Origin of the sequence: Pacificoceanicola niger (assembly GCF_048553275.1) — a bacterium.
GTDB lineage: Bacteria > Pseudomonadota > Alphaproteobacteria > Rhodobacterales > Rhodobacteraceae > Pacificoceanicola.
This window is the reverse complement of record NZ_JBLZMW010000034.1, coordinates 1-15,259: the sequence shown is the minus strand read 5'-3', so window position 1 is coordinate 15,259 and position 15,259 is coordinate 1. Positions and strand designations below refer to the sequence as shown.

At 62.9% G+C, this 15,259-nt stretch carries 13 protein-coding genes and 1 pseudogene; all 14 read left to right on the top strand.

Annotated features, from left to right (window positions below; genetic code table 11):
* Positions 1-276 precede the first annotated feature (276 nt).
* Positions 277-1,371 (top strand): ABC transporter permease, encoded by a 1,095-nt coding sequence (locus ACN2XU_RS23605; RefSeq protein ID WP_419412808.1) that lies wholly within the window; start codon positions 277-279, stop codon positions 1,369-1,371.
* Between the two features lie 12 nt (positions 1,372-1,383).
* Complete coding sequence (locus ACN2XU_RS23600; protein ID WP_419412807.1) at positions 1,384-2,217, top strand: ATP-binding cassette domain-containing protein; 834 nt, start codon at positions 1,384-1,386, stop codon at positions 2,215-2,217.
* A 90-nt stretch (positions 2,218-2,307) separates the two neighbouring features.
* The gene (locus tag ACN2XU_RS23595) at positions 2,308-3,330 is read left to right on the top strand and encodes a Gfo/Idh/MocA family protein (RefSeq protein ID WP_419412806.1); all 1,023 of its coding nucleotides are present in this window, start codon (positions 2,308-2,310) and stop codon (positions 3,328-3,330) included.
* 22 nt (positions 3,331-3,352) lie between these two features.
* Positions 3,353-4,351: an inositol 2-dehydrogenase gene (iolG, locus tag ACN2XU_RS23590; RefSeq protein WP_419412805.1), complete on the top strand. Its 999-nt coding sequence runs from the start codon at positions 3,353-3,355 to the stop codon at positions 4,349-4,351.
* Positions 4,352-4,409: 58 nt separating this feature from the next.
* On the top strand, positions 4,410-6,335 hold the full coding sequence (locus tag ACN2XU_RS23585; RefSeq protein ID WP_419412804.1) for a bifunctional 5-dehydro-2-deoxygluconokinase/5-dehydro-2-deoxyphosphogluconate aldolase: 1,926 nt from the start codon (positions 4,410-4,412) through the stop codon (positions 6,333-6,335).
* A gap of 11 nt (positions 6,336-6,346) precedes the next feature.
* Positions 6,347-8,191: a 3D-(3,5/4)-trihydroxycyclohexane-1,2-dione acylhydrolase (decyclizing) gene (iolD, locus tag ACN2XU_RS23580; RefSeq protein WP_419412803.1), complete on the top strand. Its 1,845-nt coding sequence runs from the start codon at positions 6,347-6,349 to the stop codon at positions 8,189-8,191.
* 24 nt (positions 8,192-8,215) lie between these two features.
* The gene (iolE, locus tag ACN2XU_RS23575) at positions 8,216-9,121 is read left to right on the top strand and encodes a myo-inosose-2 dehydratase (protein WP_419412802.1); all 906 of its coding nucleotides are present in this window, start codon (positions 8,216-8,218) and stop codon (positions 9,119-9,121) included.
* Position 9,122: 1 nt separating this feature from the next.
* Positions 9,123-9,326, top strand: a complete 204-nt coding sequence (locus tag ACN2XU_RS23570) for a hypothetical protein (RefSeq protein WP_419412801.1) — start codon at positions 9,123-9,125, stop codon at positions 9,324-9,326.
* On the top strand, positions 9,319-10,116 hold the full coding sequence (gene iolB / locus ACN2XU_RS23565; protein WP_419412800.1) for a 5-deoxy-glucuronate isomerase: 798 nt from the start codon (positions 9,319-9,321) through the stop codon (positions 10,114-10,116). Before ACN2XU_RS23570 ends, iolB begins: the two co-directional genes overlap by 8 nt.
* A 58-nt stretch (positions 10,117-10,174) precedes the next feature.
* Positions 10,175-11,173 carry a LacI family DNA-binding transcriptional regulator gene (locus ACN2XU_RS23560; RefSeq protein WP_419412799.1) on the top strand — a complete coding sequence of 333 codons (999 nt, stop codon included), beginning with the start codon at positions 10,175-10,177 and terminating at the stop codon, positions 11,171-11,173.
* Positions 11,174-11,251: 78 nt separating this feature from the next.
* Complete coding sequence (locus ACN2XU_RS23555; protein WP_419412798.1) at positions 11,252-12,043, top strand: 3-methyl-2-oxobutanoate hydroxymethyltransferase; 792 nt, start codon at positions 11,252-11,254, stop codon at positions 12,041-12,043.
* 11 nt (positions 12,044-12,054) lie between these two features.
* Positions 12,055-13,080, top strand: a complete 1,026-nt coding sequence (locus ACN2XU_RS23550; protein WP_419412797.1) for a sterol desaturase family protein — start codon at positions 12,055-12,057, stop codon at positions 13,078-13,080.
* Positions 13,081-13,141: 61 nt separating this feature from the next.
* Positions 13,142-13,450, top strand: coding sequence for a MocE family 2Fe-2S type ferredoxin (locus tag ACN2XU_RS23545; protein ID WP_419412796.1), 309 nt, complete (start codon positions 13,142-13,144; stop codon positions 13,448-13,450).
* A 292-nt stretch (positions 13,451-13,742) separates the two neighbouring features.
* Positions 13,743-15,118 (top strand): annotated as a pseudogene (gene istA / locus ACN2XU_RS23540) (IS21 family transposase); the annotation flags it as partial.
* Positions 15,119-15,259: the final 141 nt, after the last annotated feature.

Sequence of the window (15,259 nt, the reverse complement as noted above, 5' to 3'; positions counted from 1 at the left end):
GGATGCGGCGCTGAAACTGGCAAGGGGCGAGGACGTGGCGCAGAAGGTCTATATCCCCTTCGAGCTTGTGACGCCGGATAACCTCGCCGACTACACCTCGAAGAACTGAGGATCGCACGACGCGGTCTGCGGGCGGAGCCATGGGGGCTCCGCCTTCCCGGCTTTTACGCCAAACCGGATTTCGGTGCTTCCGCATGGTAGCATCGGACCAGCGACTGGTCGGTCACGACGCCATCGGGTGGTTTTGACGAGGTCGCACAAAAGGGAGGGAATATGATGTCCGAGGTGTCCCATGGGATCGGCGGTCTGACGTTCGACGCGAAGAAACGCGGCTGGCCGAACGAGATGAACGTGTTCATCGCGCTGATCGCCATCATCGCGATTTTTGAGCTTCTGGGTCAGGTGCTGCCCTACATGAACGGCCAGAGCCTGCTTTTCGATTTCAATACGGCCAGGGACGGCACCATTCTGAACATGGTGCGCCTCAAGATCATCATTCTTCAGGTGTCGATCATCGGCATCATCGCCATCGGTTCGACCCAGGTGATCATTTCCGGGGGCATCGACCTGTCGCCCGGATCCGTCGTCGGGTTGACCGCGATGGTGGCCATGAGCTTTGCCCAGACAGCGCTGGTCAACGGCAACCCGAACCCCAAGGCGGTCTTTGGCGAGGCCTGGATGGATCTGGCGGTGATCGTGCCGATCCTTGTGGCGCTTGCGGTGGGCGTGCTGGCCGGGCTGATGAATGGTCTGCTGATCGCCTACACCAAGATCCCGCCCTTCATCGCCACGCTCGGCATGATGGTGGCGGCCCGCGGCGCGGCGAAGTGGTGGACCAAGGGGCAGCCGATCTCTTTCCCCACCGAATCCTTTGCCGCCATCGGCAACGGCATGGCGGGTTGGTCGCCGGTGGTGATCTTCATCGGCCTCGCGATCCTGTTTCACTTCGTGTTGAAATACACCGTCTACGGCAAGCACACCTATGCCATCGGCTCGAACGAGGATGCGGCGCGCATGTCGGGCATCAAGGTCGACCGCCACAAGGTGCTGGTCTACACCATCGCCGGGATGCTGGCGGGCCTGTCGGCGCTGGTGCTGGCCTCGAAGAACCTGACGGCTCAGGCTGGCATGGGCGTGATGTATGAACTCGATGCCATCGCCATGACCGTGATCGGAGGCGTGTCGTTGGCCGGTGGACGCGGCTCTATTGTCGGCACCGTGCTGGGCGCGCTGATCTTTGGCGTGATCATCTCGGGTTTCACCTACCTTCGGCTCGACGCCTACTATCAGGAAATGGTCAAGGGCGGGATCATCGTGGCTGCCGTGGTTCTCGACCAATGGCGCCGCCAGCGCGCCGCAATGCGCGGATAAGGGAGAGAGACGATGAGCGACGTACAGACAGACATCCATAGCACCGACTTCTCTCATGGCGCGGCGCCGTCGGGCGAGGTGATCCTCGAAACCCGTGGCCTGACCAAGCATTACGGCGGCGTCCATGCGCTTCAGGATGCGAATTTCACCCTGCGCAAGGGCGAACACGTGGCGATCATGGGCGACAACGGCGCGGGCAAATCCACCTTCGTCCGGCAGATCACCGGGGTCGAACAGCGCACGCGCGGCGAAGTCATCTTTGACGGCAAACCCGTGCATTTCGAGAACCCGATGGATGCCCGCAATGCCGGCATCGAGACGGTCTTTCAGACTCTGGCCCTCGCCGATCAATTGGATGTGCCCGACAACCTGTTCCTGGGCCGCGAGTTGGTGAAGTTCAAGTTCGGGCCCTTCTCGATCCTCGACTACAAGGCGATGCGCGAGCGCACGCTGGGGGCGCTGGAGAAGACCGGCGTCAAGATCCCCAACATTCGGGGCACGATCGAGCGCATGTCCGGCGGCCAGCGGCAATGTGTGGCCATCGCCCGCACCGCGACCTTCCATTCCAAGCTGACCATCATGGACGAGCCCACGGCGGCGCTTGGGGTGCAGGAAACCGCACAGGTCGAAAACATCATCCGCACGTTGAAAGAACAGGGGGAACCCTTGATCCTCATCAGCCACAACATGCGGCAAGTCATGGACCTCTGCGACCGGATCGTGGTGTTCCGCCGTGGGCGCATCTGCGCCAATCTCGACATTCGCGGCAAGGATATCACCGGCGAGGACGTCGTAGCCTATATAACGGGGGCGAAGACCCAGCCGGAATACGCCGACGCAGCGTGAAGACCTGCCGGGGGCATTGCCCCCGGCGATCTTGCCAATCGCGGCGCTGATGCGCCGCCTTGCAAATCTCTGGTCAGGAAGGGAGCCGGTGTGAAACTCGGTCTCGTTGGATATGGCTTTGGCGGCCGCTGGTTCCACGCGCCCTTCGTCCGGGCGTCAGGGGCCGAGATCACAGGTGTCGTGGCCCGTGCGCCAGCCACCGTCGCCAACATTCGGGCGGACTTGCCCGATGTTCCCGTCTTTTCCAGCCTCGGCGAGATGATCGCCGCAGGCGTCTGTGAAGCTGTGACCATCACCACCCCTCCGCAAACCCGCGTGGCTCTGGTATTGGAGGCAATCGGGGCCGGACTGCATGTCATGGCCGACAAGCCCTTTGCCTACCACATCGAGGACGCGCGCCGCATGATCACTGCTGCCGAGGCCCGGGGTGTCGTGCTTACCGTGTTTCACAATCGCCGCTGGGATGCCGATCTGCGCACCTTGGCCGCGTTGATCGAACAGGACGCGCTCGGCCCAATCAGCCGTGTGCACAACAGGATGGATTTCCCCTCGCTCGACGGGCTTTTGCCCGGACCCGAAGGCGGGCTCCTGGGCGATTTGGGCACGCACATCGTCGATCAGATGCTCTGGTTGCTTGGTCCGGCCGAGGCGGTTACCGCACAGCTGGTCGACGGCGCGGTGCCCGGCGGGCGCACCGAGGTGAGCTTCGCAATCACTCTGCGCCATGTCAGTGGCGCACACAGCCATATCGAAGCGAGCAAAGCCAACAACCTCTTTGCCCGTGATCTGCGCGCATATGGTGCAAAGGGGGCCTTTGTCGTGCAAGGTGCCGATGCGCAGATCAGAGCGGTATTGAACGGCGATCTGCCGGTCGAAAACCACCCTGCTTGGGGGGCGGAGCCGGAAGCCAGTTGGGGCACGCTCCACACTGCTGAGGGCGCCCGCCGCATCCCGTCGGTCCGCACCCGCTATGTCGAAATCTATCAAGCATTCGTCGATGCGGTAAAGGTGGGCACAGCTCCGCCAGTCAGCCCCGAAAGCGCTCTGCACACGGTTGCAGTTCTAAACGCCGCGCGGGGGAGCGCCGCGCAAGGCGCCACAGTTACACTATGAACCCTTTCTCAAGGAGACGAGAATGACCCTTCGCATTGCAATCCTGGGCGCTGGCCGGATAGGACAGGTCCATGCACGCGCCATCGCTTCGGTCCCGGGTGCGACGCTCGTCGCAATCGCGGACGCGGTCGAGGCCGCGGCGCGGGCCCTTCACGATCAGTATGGTTGCGAGATCCGCACCATCGACGAGATCCGGCAAGCCGATGACATCGACGCGGTGATCATCTGCACACCCACCGACACCCATGCCAACCTGATCGAAGACTTCGTCAAGGCTGGCAAGGCGGTGTTCTGCGAAAAGCCCGTCGACCTCGACGTGGCCCGCGCCCGTCAGGTGATCGAAACCGTCGCCGCCGAAAACGGCACGCTCATGGTCGGCTTCCAGCGCCGCTTCGACCCGGATTTTCGCGCGCTCAAGGCCGCCATCGACGAGGGTCGCATCGGTGAGGTCGAGATGGTCACCCTGACGTCGCGCGATCCGGGCGCGCCGCCGCCCGCCTATATCCAAAGCTCCGGCGGCATCTTCCGCGACATGACGATCCACGATTTCGACGTGGCGCGCTGGCTCTTGGGCGAAGAGGTGGAAACGGTGATGGCACAGGCCTCGGTCCTGACCGATCCCGAGATCGGCAAGCTGGGGGATTACGACAGTGTCAACGTCATCCTGCGCACCGCGTCCGGCAAGCAATGCACTATCACCAACACCCGCCGCGCCACTTACGGTTATGACCAGCGGATCGAGGTGCACGGCTCTGCCGGGTCCGTCTCGGCGATGAACCACCGAGAAGCGAATATCGAGATCGCAAATGGCGATGGCTACACGAAGCCGCCGCTCCTGAACTTCTTCATGTCGCGCTACACCGCTGCCTATGCCGCCGAAATCGCCGCGTTTGTCGAGGCGGTTCAAAGCGGTGCCGCGACACCGACAACCGGTCTCGACGGGCTGCGTGCGCTTGAACTGGCAGATGCCGCTTTGCAATCCGCCAAGACAGGTCAAGCCGTCACCTTGTCCGCAAACTGAAACGATACCCGCGCCGGGTCACCAGCGATCCGGCGCCTTTACTGACGGGAGCCTTCCCATGTCGAAACCCTTGGACGTAATCACGATTGGCCGCGCGGGCGTTGACCTGTACGGCGCGCAGATTGGCGGTCGGCTGGAGGACATGTCCTCCTTCGACAAATACATTGGCGGGTCGCCCACGAACATCGCCTGCGGGACGGCGCGGTTGGGATTGCGGTCGGCTTTGATCAGCCGGGTCGGTGACGAGCACATGGGGCGGTTCATCGTCGAACAGTTGCGGCGCGAGGGGGTCGAAACGAAGGGCGTCGTGACCGATCCTGAGCGGCTGACGGCCTTGGTGATTCTGGGCATCCGCGATCAGGAACAGTTTCCGCTGATCTTCTACCGCGAGAATTGCGCCGACATGGCGCTGTGCGAAGACGACATTGACCCGGACTTCATCACCTCTGCCCGGTCCGTCGTGCCCACCGGCACCCATCTGTCCCACAAACGCACGCGGGCGGCGGTGCTGAAGGCGCTGACCATCGCGCGTGAGAACGGGGTGAAGACCGCGCTGGACATCGACTACCGCCCGAACCTGTGGGGGGTGCTGGGGCATGGTGATGGCGAAAGCCGCTTTGCCGAAAGCGCCGAGGTGACGGCGCAGTTGCAAAGCACGCTCCACCTGTTCGACCTGATCGTCGGCACCGAGGAGGAATTCCACATCGCGGGCGGCACGACCGATACCATCGCCGCCTTGCGCGCCGTGCGGGCCGTCAGCGGCGCGACGCTGGTCTGCAAGCGCGGGCCGATGGGGGCCGTGGCGTTCGAGGGTGACATCCCGGACAGCCTCGACGATGGCCAGACCGGCCCCGGCTTCCCGATCGAGGTGTTCAACGTGCTTGGGGCAGGGGACGGCTTCATGTCCGGGCTGCTCAAGGGCTGGCTGGACGGCGAGCCGTGGCCCGTGGCGCTGAAATACGCCAATGCCTGCGGGGCCTTTGCCGTGTCGCGGCATGGTTGCACGCCGGCCTATCCCAGCTGGGAGGAGCTGCAATTCTTCTTTGAACGCGGCCTCCTCCAGCCCGACCTGCGCAACGACGCCGAGCTGGAGCAGGTGCATTGGGCGACCAACCGCCACACGCGCCCCGGCGCGCAGGCGGAGGTCTTGCGGACCTTTGCCTTTGACCACCGGATGCAGCTGGAGGAGATGGCGGGGTATACACCCGAGAAGGGCGGCAAATTCAAGGAGTTGTGTCTCGACGCGGCGCTGAAGGTGCAGAACGGCCAGCCGGGCTATGGTATCCTGTGCGACAACCGGATCGGGCGGTCTGCCCTGCATCGAGCCAGCGGATCGGGTCTGTGGATCGGCCGCCCGACCGAGGATCCGGGCTCGCGCCCGATCCAATTCGAGAAGGATCTCGGGCTCGACTTTGGGCGCTTTAAGGAATGGGCGGTGGAGGATGTGGTCAAGCTGCTGGTCTTCTGCCACCCCGACGACGACGCGACCACCCGCGACCTGCAAGAGGAACGCGTCCTGCGCCTGTTCACGGCCGCCCGCCGCGCGGGGCTGGAATTCCTGCTGGAGGTGATCCCGTCCAAGGTCGGCCCGGTCGATGACACCACCACCGCGACGCTGATCCAGCAATTCTACGATGCGGGGGTCTACCCGGATTGGTGGAAGCTGGAGCCGTTCAAGACTGACGCAGCTTGGCAGAACGCGGTGGACGCGATTGAGCGCAACGACCCGCGCACGCGGGGCATCGTGGTGCTGGGGCTGGACGCGCCCGAGGAGGAACTGGCGGCCAGCTTTGCGCTGGCGGCGAAGCAACCGCTGGTCAAGGGCTTTGCCGTGGGCCGCACGATCTTTGGCGACGCAGCGCGGGCGTGGATGACGAGTGACATGAACGACCAGCAGGCCGTAGCGCAGATGGCGGAGCGTTTCACCCGACTGTGCAAGATCTGGGACGATGCGCGTGCCGGTGCACGGCTGAACGCAGCCTGAGGAGAACAGACATGACTGGAACAATCCGACTGACCGCCGCGCAGGCGATGGTGAAATGGCTTTCGGTTCAGATGACGGATGACGGCCAGCGCTTTATCGAAGGCGTCTGGGCGATCTTTGGCCATGGCAACGTGGCGGGTCTGGGCGAGGCTTTGCATGACGCGGGCGACAGCCTGCCGACCTGGCGCGGGCAGAACGAACAGACCATGGCCCATGCGGCGATTGCCTTTGCCAAGGCGTCGAAGCGGCGGCGGGCGATGGCGGTGACGTCCTCGATCGGGCCGGGGGCCACAAACATGGTGACGGCGGCGGCGCTGGCCCATGTGAACCGCATTCCGCTGCTCTTGATCCCGGGCGATGTCTTTGCCAACCGACGGCCCGATCCTGTCTTGCAGCAGGTCGAGGATTTCGACGATGGAACCGTCTCGGCCAACGACTGCTTCCGGCCCGTCAGCCGGTATTTCGACCGGATCACCCGGCCTGAGCATCTGCTGACCTGCCTGCCGCGTGCGCTGGCGGTGATGACCGATCCTGCCAATTGCGGGCCGGTGACACTGTCCTTCTGCCAGGACGTGCAGGCAGAGGCCTATGACTACCCGGAGGCGTTCTTTGCGCCGAAGGTCTGGCGCATCCGCCGACCCGAGCCGGATGTGGGAGAGCTGGCGGATGTGGTCGACCTGATCCGCGCGGCGAAAAACCCGGTGATCGTCTGCGGTGGCGGGGTGATCTACTCGCAGGCCGAGGAGGCGCTGGGGGCCTTTGCGGCGCGGCACCAGATCCCCGTCGTGGAAACACAGGCGGGCAAGTCGGCCTTGGCGCAGGCGCACCCGATGAACTTTGGCGCGTCGGGCGTGGATGGGTCAGCAGCCGCCAATGCCGTGTCCGAAAACGCCGATCTGGTGATCGGGGTGGGCACGCGCTTTCAGGACTTTACCACCGGGTCGTGGGCCTTGTTCAAGAACCCCGCGCGCCGGTTGGTGTCGATCAACGTCGCAGCCTATGACGCGGTGAAGCACGGCGCGGTGCCGGTGGTCGCCGATGCGAAAGTGGCGTTGGAAAAGATCGGCGCGGCCTTGGGCGACCACGCGGCCAGCGCACCCGATGCCAAGCTGCGAACCGATTGGTTGGACGCTGTCACCGCCCATTGTCAGCCGCGCGACGGTGGCGAGGGCTATCGTCCGCTCGATGCCGAGGTGATCGGCGCGGTGCAGCGCGCGACCGGTGAGGATGCCGTGGCGATGTGCGCAGCCGGCACCATGCCCGGTGCCTTGAAGCTGCTCTGGCAGCCCAGCCAGGCCGGCTATCACATGGAATACGGGTTCTCCTGCATGGGCTATGAGATCGCGGGGGCGATGGGGCTGAAACTGGCCAGCCCGGAGCGCGAGGTGATCTGTTTTGTCGGCGACGGCAGCTACATGATGGCGAACAGCGAACTCGCCACGGCGGTCATGCGCCGCGTGCCCTTTACCGTCGTGCTGACCGATAACCGGGGCTATGGCTGCATCAACCGCCTTCAGACGCTGGTCTGCGGCGGGCCGTCCTTCAACAACCTCTACGAGACTTGCAATGTCGAGGAACAACCGCAGATCGACTATGTCGCGCACGCGGCAAGCATGGGCGCCCATGCGGTCAAGGCGGCGGATATCGCGGCGCTTGAGGCCGAGATCGCCAAGGCGCGCGGGCGCAGTATCCCGACGGTCATCGTGATCGAGACCAACCCGGCCGAGGGTCCGGGCTTTGGCGATGCGGGTCACTGGTGGGACGTGGCGGTGCCTGCGGTCAGCGACCACGATGGCGTGAACACGGCCTACGCAGCCTATCTTGACGGCATGACGAAGCAACGGCTGGTCAACTGACCGCCTTTTGGGAAAGACACTGATATGACAGTGAAAATCGGCATCTCGCTAATCGCGTGGCAGAATGACGACCTGCCCGAACTGACCGCTGCCTTCACCACCGAAGGCGCGATGGAGGATGCAGGGAGGATCGGCTACATGGGGGTCGAGCGGGGCCGCCGGATGCCCGCCGATACCGAGGGCCTGCGCGCCTATCTCGACCGTTACGGCGTGTCCCTGTGTGGTGGCTGGTGCTCGGGCAACCTGATGGTGAATGATCTGGCGACGGAACAAGACGCCATCCGCCAGCAGGTCGATCAGTTCGCGGCCCTGAACGCGCCTTGCATCGTCTACGCCGAGTGTTCCAACACCATTCAGGGCGATCAGGGCACGCCGGTCTCCCGACGCCCCAAGCTGACCCGTGACGAGGTGCTGGCCTATACCGCCAAGCTGTCCGAACTGGCCAAGTGGTCGGCGGATCGCGGCACGCCGCTGGCCTATCACCACCACATGGGCGCGATGGTGCAGGATGCCGAGGACATCGACTGGCTGATGGAGGGGTCCACCCCCGATCTGCACCTGCTGTATGACACCGGCCACCTGCATTTCGCCGGGGCCGACCCCTTGGCCGTGTTGGACAAATGGGGTCACCGCGTGCACCACGTCCACTTCAAGGACGTGCGCCAGCCGGTGCTGGACTGGGTGCACGCGCAGGACAAAAGCTTTCTCGATGGCGTCGCCGCTGGCGTCTACTCCGTGCCGGGCGATCCCGAAGGTTGCATCGACTTTCAGGCCATCACCGACCGTCTGGCAAAGATGGACTACAAGGGCTGGATCGTCGTCGAGGCCGAACAGGACCCCGCCAAGGCCCCGCCCTACGAGTATTCCAAACTCGGTTTCGACCACATTGTCGAGATTTGCAACAAGTCCGGCCTGACCGTGGAGCAATAGGATGTTCGATCTGCGCCATCCCTTCTTCAATCCAGCTTGGCGCCGCGTCCTGACCGTGGTGTTGGCGCTGGGATGGGCGTTGGTCGAGTTGCTGACCGGCAGCCCGGGATGGGCGATGATGTTCGGCGCGGTTGGCCTGTGGGCGGGCTATGTCCTGGTGCTGACGTGGACCCCGGTCGATGACGAAAGGACCTCTGATGACTGATCTTCTTCGCAAACCCTTCGGCACGCACGGCAAGGTCCACGAGATCACGCCGCAGACCGCCGGTTGGCGCTATGTCGGCTTTGGCCTCTATCGGCTGCGACCGGGCGACGTGGTCTCCGAGCAGACCGGCGACACCGAGGTGATCCTCGTCATGGTCGAGGGCAAGGCAAAGTTCACCGGCGCGGGCAAGGACTGGGGCGAGCTGGGCGACCGGATGAGCGTGTTCGAAAAGACCCCGCCGCATTCCCTGTATCTGCCGAACGGCACGGACTGGACCGCCGAAGCCACGACCGATTGCATTATCGCCGTCTGTGCCGCGCCCGGCAAAGGCGGGCATGAAGCGCGCAGGATCGGCCCCGAGGGGATCGCGCTGACCCAGCGCGGCGAGGGCACGAACACCCGCTATATCAACAACATCGCGATGGAAAACGAGGACTACTGCGACAGCCTGCTGGTGACCGAGGTGTTCACCCCGGCGGGCAACTGGTCGTCCTTCCCCAGCCACCGCCATGACGAGGACGACTTCCCCAACATCACCTATCTCGAAGAGACCTATTACCACCGTCTGAACCCCGCTGACGGGTTCGCGGTGCAGCGGGTCTATACCGACGACTTGCAGCTGAACGAGACGATGGCCGTGCATGACGGCGACGTGACGCTGGTCCCGCGCGGGCACCACCCCTGCGGCGCGCCGTATGGGTTCGAGTTGTACTACCTGAACGTCATGGCCGGTCCGCTGCGGAAATGGCGGTTTATTGCGGCACCGCCCGTCGCGCATCTGATGAAGTGAAGAACGTCGCTCCGTGATGGGTCTTGAACAGGCCAAGGAGAAGCCGCTTAGGTAGGTCATGTCCAAGCCAACCTATTCTGACATAGCCCGGCTGGCTGAGGTCGGGCCTGCTACGGTCGAACGTGTTCTCAACGGGCGCGGTGGCGTGCGCCAGGAGACAGCCGAAAAGGTCATCCTCGCCGCGCGAAAGCTGGATTGGCCCGGCAGATTGCCGGAGCGGCACATGGGGATCCTGCGTCTGGAGGTCATCCTCGTCCGGCCGGACAGTTCGTTCTTTGCGCGGTTGGCGAATGCCTTTCGGCGCATCGCCGCCAGCCTCGATCCGGCGATACAGGTGCATCTGACCTTTATGGACGAAGATTGCCCAGACGATATCGTCCGCCGTATTGAAAGCCCGCAGTTGCATCGGTCCGGGCTTGTCATTGCTGCGCCAGGCAATCGGCGCATTCGCGAAGCGCTGCAGATGGCGCACGGGCAGGGGCTGCCTATCGTGCAAGTCGTTACGCGCAATATCGACGGGGCGCCCTTTGTCGGAATCGACAATCTTGCCGCCGGGCGTATGGCGGGGCGCATGGTGTCGCGGCTGAACTGGGCGCAGGGTAGCGTTGTTGCGCTGTGCCATAGCCAGATCTATCAGGTTCATCGGGACCGGATTGCCGGATTTTCGGACTACATGTTCTCCAATCCACGCCCGGGGCTGGTGTTCCAGGAGGTACTCTTCGGTCGGGATGAGGATGATACAAGCGCCGTTCAGGTGGCTGCGGCGCTGAAGACTTGGCCCGATCTGGTGGCCATCTACAATTGCGGCGGAGGAAATCCGGGCGCTTTGCAGGCCTTGGAAAGGGCTGGGCGGGACATCTTCTTCGTCGGGCACGAGTTGAACGACCTGACCGGCCGGGCGCTGTCACGCGGAACGGCTGATGTGATCCTCGATCAATTGCCAGAGGCGCAAGCGCGCCGCGCGACGGACCTGCTGTTGCACCAGATCGGTTTGACGTCGGACCCGGTCGACAACCCGCCGATCCGGTTCACAACGATCATGGCCGAGACGCTTTGATCTGATCTAATCAATGCAAAGCGGGCGTCCCGGAGGCAGGTCGGATAATCTGACTTCGCGAACAGGGAGGTCCGAACCATGCCGAGCAAGCTTTCGGTGCATGAACTTCTGTCCCGAAAAGGGCAGCAGAAATGGCTGCAGATGCATGTCGATAGTGGCGCAGAGGCCGCCGCCTGTGTCGAGGCGGGAATTCGCGTTCTGTCCTGCGAGCCCGATCACACCTTGGAGCCGATCCGCGCCGCCGCGCCGGGTGCCTTCATCTCTGCCGGGATGCCGCATGGGAGCGTTGCCTCGGCCACAGAGGCAGTCCGCGAAGGGTTCCGTATTCTCGAACGTGGCGCGGATGCGGTCTACTGCTCTCAATCCCCGACGTTCATCGAGGCCATGGCACATGAGGGTATCCCAGTGACTGGCCATGTTGGACTGGTTCCGAACCTCGCTGCATGGACGGGGTTCCGAGCGATCGGCAAGACGGCGGATGAGGCGCTGAAAGTCTTGAGCAAGGTGAGGGAGCTCGAGTCTGCTGGCGCTGCGTTCATCGAGGTCGAAGTCGTGCCTGTGGAACTGGCCGACTACATTACGCGCAGCACGCGCGCGATCACCATGGGCATGGGCTGCGGAGATGTATGCGACACGCAATACCTGTTCTCGTCCGATGTTCTTGGAACCCATTCTGGGCACTATCCCCGACATGCAAAGCGCTACGCTGATTTTGTAGCGCTCGAAGCCGAGCTGCAGGTCAAACGCGTGACCGCCTTCCGTGCCTTTGCCGAGGACGTGCAAGCCGGCAGCTACCCTCAGGGGGGGCACGAGGTCCGTATGGACGCTGCCGCCTACGACGACTTCCAAACCCGAGCTGACACCTTTTGAGGAAGACGAAGATGGACGATCTGAAATACGGCACCCGCGACAAGCGTGGCAACTGGGCCCCGAATGAACCGGCTGGCACTGCGCCGCTGTTCGTCTGGCCCCCGCAACCGGCCAAGCTGCTGGCATGGCTGCCGCATTACCTGTTCCCCTACAACGTCATGTTCTTTGTCTCTGCGCTGATATGGTGGCATTGGATCGTGCCGCCAATCGAGGTGATGCAGTCCTTGGCTTGGGGCTGGGTGCTGAAACTGTTCGTGGTGAACGTAGTCGCCGTCTTCCTTTGGTACGGTGCTTTCGAGCTTCAGCTTTATGCCCGCCGCACGCAGGATAACCGCTTCAAATACAATGGCAAATTCCCGTCAGAGCAGCCCTCGGACGTGTTCTGGTTCAAGAGCCAGAATATCGACAACATGCTGCGCGGGTTCCTGTCGGGCGTGCCGATCTGGACGGCGACACAGGTGATCGTGCTCTGGGCATTTGCCAATGGCTACGCGCCGTGGCTGTCCTGGGCCGACAACTGGATTTGGCTGGCGGTGCTGACGCTCTTGGTGCCGGTGATCCACGAATTCCACTTCTTCTGCATTCACCGGCTGATCCATACCCCGCTCCTCTACAAGTGGGTGCATTCCGTTCACCACAACTCGGTCAACCCCAGCCCTTGGTCGTCGCTGTCCATGCACCCGGTCGAACATGCGCTTTATTTCGCGACGATGTTCTATCACCTCATCATCCCGTCGAACCCGATCATTGCGCTGTATCAGCTGCATGTGGCGGGGTTTGGAGCAGTGCCGGGGCATGTGGGCTTTGACAAGGTCGAGATCACCGATGAGACTGCTTTGGATAGCCACGCCTATATCCACTACCTCCACCACAAGTATTTCGAGGTCAATTACGGTGATGGCCTGATCCCCATCGACAAGTGGTTTGGCACCTTCCACGACGGCTCGAAACAGGCCGATGAGGCGATGAAGGCCCGCTACCGCGCCAAGAAGGAACGGATTGCAGCCAAGAACGCCAGCCGCACCGCCGCCGAATAAAACCTGCCCCGGCGTGAAGCCGAAAAGAACCGTCATTCCGACGGACAGAGGAGATTTACCCATGCCTTGGATTGATGCCTGCGCAACCACCGATATCGAGGCCGAAGATGTGATCCGTTTTGACCACGGCGACCGCACCTTTGTGATCATCCGCGATCATCAAGATGGCTATTACTGCACCGATGGTCTGTGCACCCACGAGGATGTGCACCTATCCGACGGTCTGGTGTTCGAAGCCACCATCGAATGCCCGAAACATTCGTCGATCTTCGATTGCCGAACCGGAGAGGTGGAGACGCCCCCGGCCTGCGAAAACCTGTGCACCTATCCGGTCCGCATCACGAATGGGCGCGTTGAAGTCGACCTGTGACATCGCAACACGCTTCTCCGGCAATGTATTCCAGGGTGAGCCGGCACTCAAAAGGGAGGAAAACCATGAAGAAATTCGCATTCGCTGCCGGCCTCGCCGCGCTGCTGACCACTACCGCGCAGGCCGAGACGATCGGCGTCAGCATGGTCAGCTTTGACGACAACTTCCAGACGTGAGAACGGCGGTGAGAAAGTCGGCCAGGGTAGTGGCGAGATGATCCTGCTGCGGGCGGCGCAAAAGTCGTCCACCTTAAAGCCTTTCTGGTTGCAGGGAGGCTGGGAGGATTTTCACCGTGGACTTGTATCGGAAGGTTCGGCTGGCCTGCGCCGAGGGCATGAGCCAGCGAGAGGCTGCGCGCCATTTCAACATCTCGCGCGACACTGTGGCCAAGATGATGTCGTTCTCGACGCCGCCTGGATACCGCCGCACAGCGCCTGTGAAGCGTCCCAAGCTGGATGGCTACACCGAGATCATCGACAACTGGCTTGAGGGGGACCGCGGGGTCCATCGCAAGCAGCGCCACACGGCGAAGCGCGTTTTTGAGCGGCTTCGTGACGAGCATGGGTTCACCGGCGGCTACACGATCGTGAAGGATTACATTCGCGAGCGCGAACGGCGTGTCCGCGAGATGTTCGTGCCTTTGGCGCATCCTCCCGGTCATGCGCAAGCCGACTTCGGCGAGGCGGTGGTCATCATAGACGGCATGGAACAGAAGGCGCATTTCTTCTGCATGGACCTGCCGCACAGCGACGCCTGCTTCGTGCGGGCCTATCCGGCCGCGACCGCGGAAGCTTGGGTGGATGGGCACGTCCACGCCTTCGCTTTCTTTGGCAGGGCGCCGGTATCCGTTCTCTACGACAACGACCGCTGTCTGGTCGCAAAGATCCTACCTGATGGCACACGTCAGCGTGCCAGGCTCTTCAGCGGGTTCCTGTCGCATTACCTGTTCCGCGACCGCTACGGTCGCCCCGGCAAGGGCAATGACAAAGGCAACGTGGAAGGGCTGGTCGGCTATTCCCGCCGCAACTTCATGGTGCCGGTCCCGCGGTTCCCGAGCTGGGAGGCCTTCAACGCCTACCTGAAAGAGCAGTGCAGCAAACGTCAGGCGGATGTCCTGCGGGGTCAGTCAGAGACCATAAGGGACCGCCTCACGCGAGATCTGGCCGCCATGACCGAACTACCCGCCGCCCCGTTCGACGCCTGCGACCAGGCTACCGGGCGGGTCAGTTCCCAAGCCTTGGTGCGCTATAAGACCAACGATTACTCGGTGCCCGTGGCATACGGCCATCGCGACGTGTGGATCCGCGCGTATGTCGATAACGTCGTGATCGGCTGCGGAGGTGAAGTCATCGCCCGCCATCCACGCTGCTACGACCGCGAGGACATGGTCTTCGATCCAGTCCACTACCTTCCGCTCATCGAGCGCAAGAGTGAGCCATTGAAGGCGCCATTGGTTCGAGCACAATGGCGAACGCCCTGGATCAGGCGGCACCGCTGGCTGAATGGGACCTGCCGCCGGAGTTCGCGACCCTGCGCCGCCTGATGGAGGCGCGGATGCTCAAGGCCGGGCGCCGGGAATATGTCCAGGTTCTGCGCCTGCTGGAGACATTCGACATCGACGACCTTCACGTGGCCATCAGACGGGCCTTGCGCCTCGCTGCTGTCGGAGGATGCCGCATGACTGAGGCCCCAAAGATCCTGCTTGCCCACCATCTGAAGACATTGAAGCTACTGAACCGCGCCGGGTTTGCCGGAGGCTGATTGTCGTTAGTTACGCGGCCATGTTTTCAGTTTCCAGAGCTGCGTAGA